General features: G+C 37.2%; 11 protein-coding genes, 3 tRNA genes and 1 pseudogene. 13 read left to right on the top strand and 2 right to left on the bottom strand.

What is annotated here, in order from left to right; translation table 11 throughout:
• Positions 1-69: 69 nt before the first annotated feature.
• The 4 genes from clpP to ACFIMI_RS01260 all read left to right on the top strand — a co-directional run bounded on the left by clpP (position 70) and on the right by ACFIMI_RS01260 (position 5,277).
• Complete coding sequence (gene clpP / locus ACFIMI_RS01275; protein WP_375611281.1) at positions 70-702, top strand: ATP-dependent Clp endopeptidase proteolytic subunit ClpP; 633 nt, start codon at positions 70-72, stop codon at positions 700-702.
• Between the two features lie 182 nt (positions 703-884).
• On the top strand, positions 885-2,159 hold the full coding sequence (gene clpX / locus ACFIMI_RS01270; RefSeq protein WP_273723371.1) for an ATP-dependent Clp protease ATP-binding subunit ClpX: 1,275 nt from the start codon (positions 885-887) through the stop codon (positions 2,157-2,159).
• Between the two features lie 183 nt (positions 2,160-2,342).
• A complete protein-coding gene (gene lon / locus ACFIMI_RS01265; RefSeq protein WP_375612894.1) occupies positions 2,343-4,769 on the top strand; it encodes an endopeptidase La in 2,427 nt (808 codons plus the stop codon).
• A 229-nt stretch (positions 4,770-4,998) separates the two neighbouring features.
• Positions 4,999-5,277, top strand: a complete 279-nt coding sequence (locus ACFIMI_RS01260; RefSeq protein ID WP_375611283.1) for an HU family DNA-binding protein — start codon at positions 4,999-5,001, stop codon at positions 5,275-5,277.
• A gap of 1,056 nt (positions 5,278-6,333) precedes the next feature.
• Here ACFIMI_RS01260 and trmFO read toward each other — a convergent pair.
• Positions 6,334-7,746, bottom strand: coding sequence for a methylenetetrahydrofolate--tRNA-(uracil(54)-C(5))-methyltransferase (FADH(2)-oxidizing) TrmFO (gene trmFO / locus ACFIMI_RS01255; protein WP_375612893.1), 1,413 nt, complete (start codon positions 7,744-7,746; stop codon positions 6,334-6,336).
• Positions 7,747-7,880: 134 nt separating this feature from the next.
• On the opposite strand from trmFO, the gene ACFIMI_RS01250 reads away from it, so the two are divergent.
• The 6 genes from ACFIMI_RS01250 (at position 7,881) to ACFIMI_RS01225 (ending at position 13,858) form a co-directional block, all read left to right on the top strand.
• A tRNA-Leu gene (locus ACFIMI_RS01250) sits at positions 7,881-7,963 on the top strand.
• A 135-nt stretch (positions 7,964-8,098) separates the two neighbouring features.
• Complete coding sequence (gene tig / locus ACFIMI_RS01245; RefSeq protein WP_375692184.1) at positions 8,099-9,526, top strand: trigger factor; 1,428 nt, start codon at positions 8,099-8,101, stop codon at positions 9,524-9,526.
• Between the two features lie 130 nt (positions 9,527-9,656).
• On the top strand, positions 9,657-11,156 hold the full coding sequence (gatB, locus tag ACFIMI_RS01240; protein WP_375611286.1) for an Asp-tRNA(Asn)/Glu-tRNA(Gln) amidotransferase subunit GatB: 1,500 nt from the start codon (positions 9,657-9,659) through the stop codon (positions 11,154-11,156).
• A 181-nt stretch (positions 11,157-11,337) separates the two neighbouring features.
• The gene (locus ACFIMI_RS01235) at positions 11,338-11,736 is read left to right on the top strand and encodes an NADH:ubiquinone oxidoreductase subunit NDUFA12 (RefSeq protein WP_375612891.1); all 399 of its coding nucleotides are present in this window, start codon (positions 11,338-11,340) and stop codon (positions 11,734-11,736) included.
• 89 nt (positions 11,737-11,825) lie between these two features.
• Entirely contained in the window at positions 11,826-12,251 is a 426-nt protein-coding gene (locus ACFIMI_RS01230; protein ID WP_375692209.1) for a DUF2155 domain-containing protein, read from the top strand.
• 875 nt (positions 12,252-13,126) lie between these two features.
• Positions 13,127-13,858, top strand: a complete 732-nt coding sequence (locus tag ACFIMI_RS01225) for a rhomboid family intramembrane serine protease (RefSeq protein WP_375692183.1) — start codon at positions 13,127-13,129, stop codon at positions 13,856-13,858.
• Here the strand turns inward: ACFIMI_RS01225 and ACFIMI_RS01220 are convergent.
• On the bottom strand, positions 13,855-14,685 hold the full coding sequence (locus tag ACFIMI_RS01220) for a TrmH family RNA methyltransferase (protein WP_375612889.1): 831 nt from the start codon (positions 14,683-14,685) through the stop codon (positions 13,855-13,857). The genes ACFIMI_RS01225 and ACFIMI_RS01220 overlap by 4 nt on opposite strands.
• A 205-nt stretch (positions 14,686-14,890) precedes the next feature.
• Between ACFIMI_RS01220 and ACFIMI_RS01215 the strand changes: the two genes are divergently transcribed.
• The 3 genes and pseudogenes from ACFIMI_RS01215 to ACFIMI_RS01205 all read left to right on the top strand — a co-directional run.
• Positions 14,891-14,974 (top strand) — tRNA-Tyr (locus ACFIMI_RS01215).
• Between the two features lie 31 nt (positions 14,975-15,005).
• Positions 15,006-15,079: transfer RNA gene (locus tag ACFIMI_RS01210), tRNA-Gly, on the top strand.
• Positions 15,080-15,260: 181 nt separating this feature from the next.
• Positions 15,261-15,336: pseudogene (locus tag ACFIMI_RS01205) on the top strand (elongation factor Tu); the annotation flags it as partial.

Here is a 15,336-nt window from a genome sequence, read left to right as displayed (position 1 = left end):
AATGTTAACATATGGACAAAAACATTGAATGTGTAAAGAGCGGTTGTTATATGAACGGAAAGTAAAAATATGAGTGATCCAATGAAAACAGCATTAAGCCTTGTTCCTATGGTTATTGAACAAACAAATCGTGGTGAACGGGCCTATGATATTTTTTCCCGTCTTTTAAAGGAACGGATTATTTTTATTAATGGACCTGTTGAAGATGGTATGGCAATGCTTGTTTGTGCACAATTGCTTTTTTTGGAAGCGGAAAATCCTAAAAAAGAAATTAGTCTTTATATTAATTCTCCAGGTGGTGTCGTAACATCTGGTATGGCTATTTATGATACTATGCAGTTTATTCGCCCTCCTGTTTCTACGCTTTGCATGGGGCAAGCGGCATCTATGGGGTCTTTATTATTAACGGCTGGAGCAAAAGGTCATCGTTTTACATTGCCAAACGCACGTATTATGGTGCATCAACCATCTGGTGGTTTTCAAGGTCAAGCTTCAGATATTGAGCGACATGCGCAAGATATTATAAAGATGAAACGGCGTTTAAATGAAATTTATGTTCAACATACGAGTCAAGATTATGAGGTTATAGAGAGAACTCTCGATCGCGATCATTTTATGACAGCAGAAGAAGCCAAAGCGTTTGGCTTAGTTGATGATGTTATACAATACCGTGCAGAAACTGAAAAAGAAGAAAAAGATTAAGAATTTTTATAGAAAAAACAGCTACTTTAAATCAAGAGTTTTATAAAAAATATCGCAAAATAAGAGAAACACCTAAAAGTATTGAGACATGCATGGTTTTCTATATGTCTTTTAGTTTTCATGATGAAAGGCTTCCTTTGAAAAGGCAAAGTGTTCATATATTGTGGTGAAAGGAAAGAAAAATGAGCAAAATTAGCAATAGCGGGAACGAATCAAAAAATACTCTCTATTGCTCGTTCTGCGGCAAGAGTCAGCATGAGGTGCGTAAGCTCATTGCGGGGCCTACTGTATTTATCTGTGATGAATGTGTAGAGCTTTGCATGGATATTATTCGGGAAGAAAATAAGTCTTCTGGGGTTAAGGTGCGTGATGGTGTTCCTACGCCACAGGAAATTATAACAGTTCTTGATGACTATGTTATTGGTCAGCAGCATGCAAAGCGTGTTCTTTCTGTTGCTGTTCATAATCATTATAAACGGTTGGCGCATCAGTCTAAAAGCAATGATATTGAGTTGGCTAAATCAAATATTCTTCTTGTTGGTCCAACGGGTTGTGGTAAAACTTATCTTGCACAAACATTAGCACGTATTATTGATGTGCCTTTTACGATGGCGGATGCGACCACTTTGACTGAAGCGGGTTATGTGGGAGAAGATGTTGAAAATATTATTTTGAAGCTTCTTCAAGCAGCAGATTATAATGTTGAACGTGCGCAGCGTGGTATTGTTTATATTGATGAGGTTGATAAGATTTCTCGTAAAGCAGACAATCCTTCTATTACAAGAGATGTTTCGGGGGAAGGAGTTCAGCAAGCATTATTAAAAATTATGGAAGGAACGATTGCTTCTGTTCCTCCTCAAGGTGGACGTAAGCATCCGCAACAAGAGTTTCTTCAGGTTGACACCACAAACATCTTATTCATTTGTGGGGGAGCTTTTGCAGGTTTAGAACGGATCATTTCAGGGCGTGGTGAAAAAACTTCTATTGGTTTTTCTGCGACTGTTAAGGCTCCGGATGAGCGTTGTGTCGGTGAAATTTTTCGTGATTTAGAGCCTGAAGATCTTATTAAATTTGGTTTAATACCAGAATTTATTGGGCGGCTTCCTATAGTCGCTACCTTAGAGGATTTAGATGTTAACGCCCTCATGCAAATTTTATCCCAACCTAAAAATGCGTTAGTAAAGCAATATCAGCGTCTTTTTGAAATGGAGAATGTTGAGTTAGCATTTCATGAAGATGCTTTACGTGTTATTGCAAAGAAAGCAATTGAACGTAAAACTGGTGCTCGTGGTTTACGTTCTATTATGGAGAAGATCCTTCTTGAGACGATGTTTGAGCTACCGGCTCTTGAAGGCGTTCAAAAAGTGGTTATTTCGAGTGATGTCGTTGATGGTAAAGCGCGTCCTCTTTATATTTACTCAGAACGTGCAGAAGATAAAGAAAATGTATCAGCATGACACTGTGCGATGCACAATATAAAAGGTGGTAGTGAACGGTATTTGATAGGTGTTTCTAATAATATCATTATAATGCTTGATTTATGTATGAGTAATTACCACTTCATGTACAGTGAAGAGCTGAGATTTTCTAAAGGTGGGCTAATTGTTGTAGATAGCTCATAGGCTCCAGAAAGGAGAGTTATGCAATATATTGATGAAAAGACAGATGAAGTAAGAGATGGGGTTTATGCTGTTTTACCTCTTCGTGATATTGTTGTCTTCCCCCATATGATTGTTCCACTTTTTGTGGGCCGCGAAAAATCAATTCGTGCTCTTGAAGAAACGATGGCGGTTGATAAGCAAATACTATTGGTGACACAAAAAAATGCTTCTGATGACGATCCAAAATCAGAGGATATTTATCATATTGGTACATTTGCTAATATTCTTCAACTTTTAAAGCTTCCTGATGGTACTGTAAAGGTTTTGGTTGAAGGAACTGCACGTGCAAAAATTAGTCAATTTGCTTTAAGTGAAGGTTATCATCAGGCTTTTGCAACTGTTACAGAAGAACCTAGAGAGAGTGATGTTGAGATTGAAGCTCTTTCAAGGTCAGTGATTACTTATTTTGAAAACTATGTAAAGCTTAATAAAAAAATCTCTCCTGAAGTTGTGAATGCGATTGGCCAGCTTGATAATCCTTCTAAGCTTGCCGATACGATTGCTTCTCATTTGATGATTAAACTGGCAGAAAAACAGGAAATATTAGAGCTCTTACCTGTGCGGGCCCGTCTTGAACGTGTTTTGTCCTTCATGGAAGGAGAAATTTCTGTTTTGCAGGTTGAAAAACGTATTCGTTCGCATGTTAAACGGCAAATGGAAAAAAACCAACGAGAATATTATCTCAATGAGCAGATGAAGGCTATTCAAAAAGAGTTAGGAGCAGGTGATGATAGCCGAGATGAACTCTCTGAATTAGAAGAACGTATCAAAAATACAAAACTATCCAAGGAAGCGCAGGAAAAAGCTGGAGCAGAATTGAGAAAATTACGGAATATGTCTCCGATGTCTGCAGAAGCGACAGTTGTACGTAACTATCTTGATTGGTTATTAGCAATGCCTTGGGGTAAAAAATCTAAGATTAAAAACAATTTAGATTTTGCTGAAAAGGTCATGAATAATGAACATTTTGGTCTTGAAAAAGTTAAGGAGCGAATTATTGAATATTTGGCCGTACAAAGTCGCGCGTCAAAGATAAAAGGTCCCATTATTTGTTTATTAGGTCCTCCAGGTGTAGGGAAAACATCATTAGCGCGCTCTATTGCAAAGGCAACGGGACGTGAGTATGTTCGTATCTCATTGGGAGGTGTCCGAGATGAAGCAGAAATTCGTGGACATCGCCGAACATATATTGGATCGATGCCTGGAAAAATTATCCAGTCTATGAAAAAAGCAAAAAAATCTAATCCGCTTTTCTTGCTTGATGAAATTGATAAAATGGGCCAAGATTTTCGTGGCGATCCTTCATCCGCTTTATTAGAAGTTCTTGATCCTGAACAAAATGGTACATTCATTGATCACTATTTGGAAGTTGAATATGATCTTTCTGATGTCATGTTTATCACAACTGCCAATACGCTTAATATTCCAGGTCCGTTAATGGATCGTATGGAAATTATTCGTATCGCTGGTTATACTGAATGTGAGAAAATGGAAATTGTTAAACAGCATCTTTTACCAAAGGCACTAAAAGATCACTGTTTGTCTAAAAAAGAACTCAGTATTTCTGATGGAGCACTAAGGTCAATTATTCAGTTTTATACACGTGAGGCAGGCGTTCGTAACCTTGAACGTGAACTCATGAAAATTTCCCGCAAATCCGTTACAAAAATTCTCAAAACACATCAAAAATCTGTAAAAGTTACAGAAAGTAATATTCATGATTTCTTGGGTGTTAAACGTTATCATTACAATCAGATTGAAGGAGAAAATCAAGTTGGTGTTGTAACAGGTCTTGCGTGGACAGAAGTCGGTGGAGAGTTATTGACTATTGAAGGAGTTATGATGCCCGGCAAAGGGAAGATGACTGTAACTGGAAATTTACGTGATATTATGAAAGAGTCCATTTCAGCGGCAGCATCTTATGTACGTTCTCGTGCTGTTGATTTTGGTATTGAACCTCCACTTTTTGAAAAACGCGATATCCATGTTCATGTTCCAGAGGGTGCGACACCAAAAGATGGCCCATCGGCTGGGATTGCAATGGTGACAGCAATTGTTTCGGTCCTTACAGGAGTAGCTGTGCATAAAGATATTGCAATGACTGGTGAAATTACTTTACGTGGACGCGTTTTACCCATTGGTGGATTAAAAGAAAAACTCTTAGCAGCTCTTCGAGGAGGGATAAAAAAAGTACTTATTCCTGAAGAAAATGCAAAAGATTTGGTTGATATTCCTGATGATGTCAAAAATAATATGGAAATTATTCCGGTAAATCATGTGAGTGAAGTTTTGAAACACGCTTTGGTTCGTTTTCCAGACACTATTGAATGGAAAGAACCCTCTACAGGGGCTGTGCCAATCCGGTCAGAGAGCAGTGATAGTGAAGGGATACAGATTGCGCACTGATTCACTTATCTCATTTATAACGGCATTTTTTAGGTGGTAGAAGGTGTTGTTGAGGTTATTATTCTGTTTTTTGTTGGAAAAAGTGAAAAATTCCGTGAATAACTGTGATTATTGCTAAAAAAACAATGTTTTGGATAAAAATAAGACTTCTGTTTGCTGTACTTTTCAATAAACTGACCAATAACATGATTAAGTCATGTTCAGGTAATATAGGGAAAGGAAATATTTTATGAATAAAAGTGAATTCGTTAGCTCCGTTGCTGAAAAGGCAGGTGTTTCGAAAGCGCAAGCTGGTGCTGTTGTTGATGCTTTTATGGCTTCTGTAACAGAAGCTTTGGCTTCAGGGGGAGATGTTCGTCTTCCAGGTTTTGGCACTTTTGAAGTTTCTCATCGTGCTGCAACAAAGGGGCGTAATCCTTCAACTGGTGCTGAAATCGATATTCCAGCACGTTCTGTACCCAAATTTTCTGCAGGAAAAAGCCTTAAAGAAGCAGTTAATAAAAAATAATTTAAGCTACATTAAAAAAACCCGATTTATTTATAAGCGGGTTTTTTTAACACATGTGTTATGCTTGTTTTTCACATAAAACTTTGAGATCCTTGCGATATTTTTTATTTTCATGTATTGCTGAAATATATTGTTTTTAGTCTTTTCAATGAAATATTGTACTGTATTAATTGAGCGCGGGTATGGCTTATAAAATGTAATATTAACTTTTATTACGCTGAAGTGTTACGGTATTTATTTCAAAACAAGATCCGTAAATAATATGAAGCGGAAAACTCTGTAAAGTCCATAAAAGTTATTATATATCACCATTTACGCTTAATAAAAGTGCATGTTGGTGCCACCATGCTATCTATTTTCTCAGTTCCTATAATGTTGCGACTAGCCCCAGATATCTGAGACGAGTGCATAAGGGATAGTTTTATTCTTTTACTCTTATACGCCAACCTTTCTTGTGACGCACCAAGAGGATAATTTTATTGATTTATTATAAGATCCTGAAATAAAAAAATCTTTTGATATTCAGATTTGGTTTTTAATATTGGGATTTTTCTTGGCATTTGAGAGGGGAGAGATAGCTCCAGCTCTATCCTACAAATATTTTTTCCATATCTTTGTTTCACTTGTGATATGCAAGCGAGTATTTTTCCTTCATCATACAAGAGTTAAAATGAGAGAACATCACAAATTTTGAGGGAGGAAGTTAAAAAACAGAAAAATTACTCTTATAAAATAATATACATTACGTAATATAAAAACTATTAATAAAGATAGTACAGTATTACTTGTGTATCTCCATTTATTTATTTTGATTATTCATAATATGTTTATATAATTATTTTGTTTTTAGTCATTAAATCATATTAAATTATTGATAGCGGTAAAGTTTTTTTATAGCCAAAAGTTATTTTACAGCATCTACATAATTGAATAAATGATGAAACGTAGGGTAGTATTTATTGATTGGGGGAGACAGTCTTTAAAAGGCTTTAGAATGATTTTTTCACGAGAGTTATAAAGATCTATTCAGTAGGAGAGAGGCGAATCGTGTGTTTTTTATAAACAGGAGCTCTTTGATTCTTTATTTGCTAACCACTGAGTACAATCATTGAGAGCTCTCGCTGTTATGGCTTGTTTTTTTACTAATTTTTTTTCTTTACTTGGTAAGCGTTTTCCTGAATGTTTAATAGAAGCAATAGGGGGAAAGAGTCCGAAATTGATATTCATTGGCTGAAAAGATTGTGTTTCTGCTTTTTCATCTATGATGTGTCCCCCTGTAATATGATTCAAAAGGGCTCCGAATGCTGTAGTTTGTGGGGGTAGGCAAGGGGAAATATGATGATATTCGGCAGCAGCAAAACGTCCAGCAAGAAGCCCTATTGCCGCTGATTCTACATAACCTTCACATCCGGTAATTTGCCCTGCAAAGCGTAGTTGTTTTTTTTGTTTTAAACGAAGGGTTTGATCAAGAATAATTGGCGAGTTGAGGTAGGTATTGCGGTGAAGACCACCAAGACGCGCAAACTCTGCTTTTTCAAGACCGGGAATCATTCTAAAAATGCGAATTTGTTCACCATATTTCAATTTTGTCTGAAAGCCGACCATATTATAAAGCGTTCCAAGTTTATTATCTTGGCGTAATTGAACGACAGCATAGGGTTTAACTGTAGGGTTATGGGCATTAGTTAAGCCCATAGGTTTCATAGGACCATGTCTTAACGTTTCAAGTCCGCGCTCAGCCATAATTTCAATGGGGAGGCATCCATCAAAATAGGGCGTTTTTTCAAAGTCACGAAACTCTGTTTTTTCAGCATTTTTTAACGCTTCAACGAATGTTTCATATTGTTCTTTGTTGAGGGGACAATTAAGATAATCTTTTCCTGTTCCCTCAGGACCAATTTTATCATAGCGAGACTGATACCAACAAATGTTGATATCAATACTGTCGGTATGGATAATAGGTGCAATTGCATCAAAAAAAGAAAGAGCTTTTATACCGGTTATTGCTTGTAATTTTTGAGCAAGTGCAGGCGATGTAAGGGGGCCTGTTGCAATGACAACATGTTTCCAAGCTTTAGGAATTTCTTGAACTTCTTCACGTTTGATTGTTATAAGAGGGTGGTTTTCAAGTGCTGTCGTAACGGTTTTTGAAAATCCATCACGGTCAACAGCAAGAGCACTACCTGCGGGAACTTTGTTGGCATCAGCAGCTTTCATAATTAACGATTTTGCTAATCGCATTTCAGCATGTAAAAGTCCTACGGCATTTGTTAATGAATCATCGCAACGAAACGAATTTGAACAAACCAGTTCTGCCAATTTATCGGTTTTATGGGCATCTGATTTTTTTTCGGGTCGCATTTCATGCAAAACAACAGAAATTCCTGACTGAGCGATTTGCCAGCTTGCTTCACACCCCGCAAGACCGCCACCGATGATATGAATTGGGATATCAAATGTCTTTAACATAATTGACTTTTAGCGTAAGCAGTTATGTATGAAAAGCATAGATTTTGTTTTTTTTAATATATTTGTTTGCTTTTTTTCTGTAATTAATGGTATAGAAACGCCGCTTGTATAAGGTTATTAGCTTGTAAGTTTGAGCGGATGTGGCGAAATTGGTAGACGCACCAGATTTAGGTTCTGGCGGGAGACCGTGGGGGTTCGAGTCCCTCCATCCGCACCAAAGCAATCCCTTAAGTGCTACGGATTTCTACGTGTCTGAAATTCCGCTTCATGGTAAATGTAACACTCGAAGTGTTAGAATGTAATGATTATTAGAGTGGGTTGATCCCTCTCCTTAGAAAAATGAAGGTGTTTAATGCAGGTTACCGAGACGCTTAATGAAGGACTGAAGCGCGAAATTAAGATCGTGGTTCCAGCGAAAGATTTAGAAGAAAAGTTGAATGAACGATTGGATGATACCAAGGGAAAAATCAAGCTTAATGGTTTTCGTCCCGGTAAAGTGCCTAGTGGGCATTTGCGAAAAATGTATGGTAAATCCTTTATGGCGGAGATTCTCAATGAGATACTCAGTGATGCACCCCGTTCTATTTTAGCGGACCGCAATGAACGTGCAGCGATGCAGCCAAAAATTGATATAGATGAAGATGAAAAAATTCTAGATGGCAAAGCTGATTTTACTTTTAGTTTAAAGTATGAAGTTTTACCAAAAATTGACATTAAAGATTTTGAACATATTAAGGTTATCCGTGAAATTGCAATTATTCCTGAACAGGATATTGATGATCAAGTCAATCGCGTCCTTTCTTCTACGCGTAATTATTCTCTAAAAGAGGGGAATTCTGAAGAAGGTGATCGCATTACCATAGATTATCAAGGTAAGCTTGAAGGCGTTCCATTTGAAGGTGGGGCAGATAGTGATGCACAACTGATTCTTGGGTCAAAACAATTTATTCCTGGTTTTGAAGAGCAATTGGTTGGTGTGAAAGCTGGGGATGTAAAAACGATTTTTGTTAAATTTCCTGATAATTACAGTGCGGCACATTTGGCGGGACGGGAAGCAGAGTTTGACATTACTGTCAAAGCTGTCTTTAAACCAGATGAATTAAAAATTGATGATGAAGCAGCGCAAAAAGTTGGTTTAGAGTCTCTAGATCGCTTACGTGAGGTCGTTCGTGGGCAGATTGAAAGCCAATATGGTTCAGTGACACGTCAAAAAGTTAAGCGTCAAATTCTTGATGCTTTAGATGCTGATTATAATTTTGAGATTCCTGAAGAACTTTTAGAGGTTGAGTTTAACAATATATGGGCTCAGGTTAATGATGATTTGAAAAAGGCTGGGCGCAGTTTTGAAGATGAAGGTATTACAGAAGAAAAGGCACGTGAGGAATATCGTGTCCTTGCGCAGCGTCGTGTTCGTCTTGGTTTGGTGCTTTCTGAAATTGGCATGAAGGTTGGTGTTAAAGTTAGTGAGGATGAGCTAAAAGCAGCAGTTTTTGATCAGGTTCGCCAGTATCCTGGACAAGAGAAAGAGATTATGGATTTTTTCCGTAAGACTCCGGAAGCTGTTGAAAATCTACGTGCTCCGATTTTTGAAGAAAAGGTCATTGATCATTTATTAGCACAGATAAAAGTCACAGATAAAGAAGTGACGGTTGAAGAGTTGATGAAAGAATATGACGAATCAGATATCCCTGAAGAAAAGCCGGCAAAGAAAAAGTCTGCAGTGAAAGAAACGTCTACAGAGAAAAAACCAGCTAAGAAAAAGGCTCCTAAAAAAGCTTAATATTTATGCAAACAGAACAAGCCCGATAGAAACGGGCTTGTGTTGTAAGATTTATGTCCTGGGGTTACACTGAGAGAATGGTTTTAGATAAGCCATGAGTAAATTTTAAAATATTGGTAGTGGATTGGCAATGAGCATCATTGATACGCGTACTCCTGATTCTAAGCGTTTTATTTCTGGAGTTACAGGTGATTGGGAAGTCATCATTGGCATGGAAGTTCATGCGCAAATCATATCAAATTCAAAACTTTTTTCAGGAGCATCAACAAAATTTGGTGCAGAGCCGAACAGTCATGTATCACTTATTGATGCAGCCATGCCAGGTATGTTACCTGTTCTTAATCAAGAATGTGTTCGTCAAGCGGTTCGAACGGGGTTAGGATTAAAGGCGCATATTAATTTAAGATCTGTTTTTGATCGCAAAAACTATTTTTATCCAGATTTACCGCAGGGGTATCAGATTTCTCAATTTCGCTATCCGATTGTGGGAGAGGGAAAGATTATTATATCTGTTGGTCCAGATTCGAATGGCCAATTTGAGGATATTGAAGTGGGAATTGAGAGGTTGCATCTTGAACAAGATGCTGGAAAATCGATGCACGATCAACATCCAACAATGTCTTTTGTAGATCTTAATCGTTCTGGTGTTGCTCTTATGGAAATTGTTTCCAAGCCTGATATGCGCTCATCAGATGAAGCCAAAGCCTATATGACAAAATTGCGTACGATTGTTCGTTATTTGGGCACTTGCGATGGCAATATGGATGAAGGTTCTATGCGTGCAGATGTCAATGTATCTGTTCGTCGTCCTGGTGAAAATTTTGGAACGCGCTGTGAAATTAAAAATGTGAATTCTATTCGCTTTATTGGTCAAGCAATTGAATATGAAGCGCGTCGTCAGATCGCAATTTTAGAAGATGGAGGCGTCATAGATCAAGAGACTCGGCTTTTTGATGCCGCTAAAGGTGAAACGCGCTCTATGCGCTCAAAGGAAGAAGCGCATGACTATCGTTATTTTCCTGATCCTGATCTTTTACCGTTAGAATTTGATCAAGCATTTGTGGATGCTTTGGCAGCAGACTTACCAGAGTTGCCTGACGCTATAAAAGCACGTTTTGTTAAGGAAATGGGATTGACAGTGTATGATGCTTCCATTCTTGTGACAGAAAAGGCTATTGCTGATTATTTTGAAGAGGTAGCGCGTGGGCGTGATGGAAAAATAGTTGCCAATTGGGTGATTAACGACCTTTTAGGGGCTTTAAATAAAGATAATCGTGAGATTGAAGAGTCACCAGTATCGCCAAATCAATTGGGAAGCATTATTGATCTTATAAAAGAAGGAGTTATTTCTGGAAAAATTGCCAAAGATCTTTTTGAGATTATTTGGAATGAGGGGGGAGATGCACGCCAAATTGTAGAAGAACGAAATATGAAGCAGGTAACGGATACAAAGGCTATTGAAAGAGCTGTTGATGAGATCGTTGCCAATAATTCTGATAAAGTTGCGCAAGCAAAGCACAAACCTGCTTTAGCTGGTTGGTTTGTTGGACAGGTAATGAAAGTAACAGGTGGTAAGGCAAATCCCCAAGCTGTTAATGAATTGGTTAAGATGAAACTTGGCATAGATTAAATTTTATGGGGTGGAGAAGAAGCCATACATATGATATCTTCTTGAAATTAAAGGATAGCACGTTAACCTATCAATTGGAATTGTAGTTGAATTTACTAGTAACTTTTTCGATAATTTCAATCGTTAATAATTTTATTCCAACGATTAATTTCATGAACGCACTAAATGAATGGAATAGCAGATGGCTCGTTTTTTTAAGCAAATCTTCACATGGTGGAATGGCAATACCATTGGTACGCGTTTTTTCACATGGCGCAAAGGTAAGCGGATAGGGGAAGATCAGTTTGGAAATATATATTATGAAGGAGGACTTCATAAGGATGGTTATCCGCACCGTTGGGTTATCTATAAAGACTATTCTGAGGCCTCTACTATTCCACCAGGTTGGCATGGCTGGATTCATCATCGCTGTGAGTGTCCACCAACACAAGAGGATTATCATCCTTATGAATGGGAAAAGCCTCATGTTGCAAATATGACAGGAACAAGTGAGGGCTATCGACCAAAGGGAGCTATCACCTCCAATGGAGAGCGTTCTTGTGTGCATGAAGATTATGATGCGTGGTCACCTAAAAAATAACATGTTTTAATGTGCGTGTGTATTTTTGTCTTATTTGACTCTATGTTATGAAAAGAATTATTTTTTAAGGTGCGATTGATTTTGATATGATGAGATTTTTTTTATTGTTAGGGGTGAGGCATTTTATATATATTTTTTTAATGGGAATTTTAGTGTTTTTATCCTTAAATAATGGGGTGCGGGCTGAGCGTATTAGCAATGGAATTGCTGTTTTTGCAGGTCTTGACAAAATCACGGGACGGACCACACGTTTTGAAGTTACTCTTGGTAAAATTTATCAGTACGGTGCATTACAGGTAACACCACGTGCGTGTTATACGAGCTCTAAAGATGAACCCACGCGTACAACTGGTTTTGTTGAAGTCAATGAAGTAACATTAGATAAAAAAATACGGCGTATTTTTACAGGATGGATGTTTGCAGATAGTCCTGGTTTGAACGCTGTTGAGCATCCTATTTATGATGTGTGGTTAAAGGATTGCAAGCAGAATGCTCAAGATCTTCCTCTTCAATAATTAGTGTGTTATCTATTTATAATACATTGATTTATAATGGTCCTTTATCATTTTACAACTTAATAGCAAATTCCTATGATTACCTCATTTAATTTTTTTTATATTGAATAATCCAAACTATTCTCTTGCGCGTTACAAGTGGCGGATGTGTCAATAACACTGTCTAAAAAAGGAATAAAAAATTCCGTCATGAACTGTTTAAATTCAAAGATGCATCATTAGAATCAACATATTTTTTAAGTGTTTCATAAGAGACAGTTCTTGAATTATATCTGTTAAAGGTTGAAATGAAAGGCTTGTTTATATTTGTTAAAGAGATGAACTGACGCTTTTGCATGTATGTGGGAAACAGATTATCAAGTAAGTAATTTATCATGAAACACTAATTATTATATCTAGAGAACGCTGTATTGGTATTTTTCTCATAGAGATGTCGTTTTTCGTTCAAAGCGTAGAAGCAATGCAGGCCATATTAATGGAAAAATTGAGATTTAAGATTCTTTAAAGTTTATCAATCGAAGTATAGCTTGGTTAAAAAATGCAATAATCAATATATTTCTAGTAAGAAAATAATGTTTATATATTTTTATTATACACCACCTCATAAGTGAGTTTGTCTATTCGTAAGTTCTTGTATATTGCATGGTAACTTCACATTTAAGTAAGTAGGATACCACTAAGTTTGTAAATCATATTCTTGATATCCATGCTTTTTAAAATCTTTTGTATAAAATACACGTGTTTTCATATAGAGCTATTGAAAATTTAAAAAGGGGTTTCGAAGAGGCGTTGAGAAGATTCTGCATCACTGGGAATGGTATATTTATTTTGTATAAAGTATAACCCATTTTCTAAAAAATACGAGATTTTATACAATGAAAGTTTCTAGTCACCAACATAATGATGTTTCCCGATTGCCAAAACAACCTAAAGAACCCTTATTGAATGTTCCATTTATTATAGTTGTTTTGATAGCATTTTGTTTTTGTCTTTATTGCATTTCTCAGTATTTTTTTTCTCATCATGTTTATGTTGAAAGCCTTGAGCTTTTTTCATTTATACCAGCATTGTTTAAGAGGGATCCTGTAGCATTTTGTTATACCATGGTGAGTTATTCATTTATGCATAGTAGTTTTAAACATGTTGCTCTTAATATGGTTTGGCTTTTGGTTTTCGGCTCTCCTTTAGCAAGGCATTTTGGTGTTTTACGTTTTTTAATTTTTTGGGTGTTAACGGCAGTTATTTCTGTTTTGACTTATTTTACATTTCATCAAGAAAGTACCATATCACTTATTGGGGCGTCAGGTGCCGTATCTGGAATGATGGGTGCTATTGCACGTTATGGTTTTCCTAGTGGTAATCTAGCTGTCAATGCGCAGAACGAAAAACTTTTAGGACCTTTATTATCTGTCAAAAAAGCTCTGTGTTCTAAGGGGGTTCTTGTTTATATGAGTGTATGGCTGACGACTGATTTGATCATAGGTATTTTTTCTATTTTGTTTGAAGAAAATGGCATCTCAATAGCATGGGAAGCTCATATTGGCGGGTTTTTTGCGGGTTTTTTGTTGGTTGGTTTTTTTGATGTTTCACAAAAAATTAAAAACTAGAATCTAAGATATTGATGTGCCACATAAAGAGCTATTGTTGCTGCATTTGAAACATTTAATGATTTAATATTTCCAGGCATGTCAAGGCGTGTTAAAGCGCAAACGGTTTCGCGTGTTTTTTTACGTAAACCTTTACCTTCTGCTCCTAAAACAAGAGCAATTTTATTCCCTGTTAATGCTGTTTCTAGAGGTTGGTCACCTTCTGAATCGAGACCAAAGCTTGTAAAACCTGTTTGATGAAGTTCTTGAAGAGCTTCAGCAAGGTTTCGTACGGTAATATAATGAATCATTTCCAGAGCTCCAGATGCCGCTTTCGCAAGAACACCGCTTTCGTGGGGAGAGTGACGGCAAGTTGTAATAAGTGCTTTAGCTTTCAATGCAACTGCAGAGCGCATAATAGCGCCAACATTATGTGGATCGGTAATTTGATCCATGACAATGACCAGATCAGTATTGGTTAGTTCCGACAGTTTGCATGGTTTGAGGGGGAGAGTTTCCAAAACAATACCTTGATGAACAGCCTCACTTCCAACAAGCGAATCAAGATATTTGGGGGTGCATAATGTAACAGAGCAAGGATAATCTGATTCGGATATATTTAATCGTTTTAAGGCATTTTGTGTAACGTAAAGACATTTTAAAATTCTTTTTGGGTTTTCTAAAGCAGCCTGAACAGAATGAATGCCATAAAGATGGATGATCTCTTGCTGTAAAGAAGCAGCTTTCTTCTTTGGGTGTGTAAAAGATCGAGAAGGAGAGCCTTTTGTATCGCGATATCGGCGACGCAAACGAGCATAATGAGAATTTTGTGATGTTTTTTCTTTCATAGCTTCTTTATAACGTGTTAATAAGAAAAATAGAGAGAAAAAATCTATGATTTAAAATTATGAGCAGGAAATTTGTACAGAATTGTATTTATTCTGTTGACAGATACAATAGTAATCGTCATAACCACTTCGCAATCAGATTGAATTGAATGGGTATTCAAGATGGTTGTCGTGATGTCTCATTGCGCGACTTTATCGGTGTAATGGAGGGGTGCCCGAGTGGTTAAAGGGGGCGGACTGTAAATCCGTTGCGTATGCTACGTTGGTTCGAATCCAACCCCCTCCACCATTCATCGAAGGAGAGTTAGTACGTGGGTCATGCGGGTATAGCTCAATGGTAGAGCAGCAGCCTTCCAAGCTGAATATGCGGGTTCGATTCCCGCTACCCGCTCCAAATGGTTGTTGATGATTGGGCAAATAGGTATGATGGAGGATATTCCATTTATAGATTTGGTGGGGTTTTCCGTCTAAGAGTTGTGGTGATTGGGCTGTTTACAGTCTGGTCAGACTTAAGTTTTGCAGAACTGTCCCTAGGTGCTAATAAAAATAGGGAATAAAACAAGAGATTAATAGCAATGGCGAAGAGCAAGTTTGAACGAACAAAACCGCATGTTAATATTGGTACGATTGGTCACGTTGATCATGGGAAGA

Source organism: Bartonella sp. AP4SXKL (genome assembly GCF_042195845.1).
Taxonomy (GTDB): domain Bacteria; phylum Pseudomonadota; class Alphaproteobacteria; order Rhizobiales; family Rhizobiaceae; genus Bartonella.
This window is presented reverse-complemented; position numbering and strand designations above follow the sequence as displayed.

Excerpts from the sequence above, each read along its gene's own strand:
- lon (WP_375612894.1), top strand. The coding sequence starts at position 2,343 with ATGCAATATATTGATGAAAAGACAGATGAAGTAAGAGATGGGGTTTAT.
- clpX (WP_273723371.1), top strand. The coding sequence starts at position 885 with ATGAGCAAAATTAGCAATAGCGGGAACGAATCAAAAAATACTCTCTAT.
- clpP (WP_375611281.1), top strand. The coding sequence starts at position 70 with ATGAGTGATCCAATGAAAACAGCATTAAGCCTTGTTCCTATGGTTATT.
- gatB (WP_375611286.1), top strand. The coding sequence starts at position 9,657 with ATGAGCATCATTGATACGCGTACTCCTGATTCTAAGCGTTTTATTTCT.
- ACFIMI_RS01225 (WP_375692183.1), top strand. The coding sequence starts at position 13,127 with ATGAAAGTTTCTAGTCACCAACATAATGATGTTTCCCGATTGCCAAAA.
- ACFIMI_RS01235 (WP_375612891.1), top strand. The coding sequence starts at position 11,338 with ATGGCTCGTTTTTTTAAGCAAATCTTCACATGGTGGAATGGCAATACC.
- trmFO (WP_375612893.1), bottom strand. The coding sequence starts at position 7,746 with ATGTTAAAGACATTTGATATCCCAATTCATATCATCGGTGGCGGTCTT.
- tig (WP_375692184.1), top strand. The coding sequence starts at position 8,099 with ATGCAGGTTACCGAGACGCTTAATGAAGGACTGAAGCGCGAAATTAAG.
- ACFIMI_RS01260 (WP_375611283.1), top strand. The coding sequence starts at position 4,999 with ATGAATAAAAGTGAATTCGTTAGCTCCGTTGCTGAAAAGGCAGGTGTT.
- ACFIMI_RS01220 (WP_375612889.1), bottom strand. The coding sequence starts at position 14,685 with ATGAAAGAAAAAACATCACAAAATTCTCATTATGCTCGTTTGCGTCGC.
- ACFIMI_RS01230 (WP_375692209.1), top strand. The coding sequence starts at position 11,826 with ATGAGATTTTTTTTATTGTTAGGGGTGAGGCATTTTATATATATTTTT.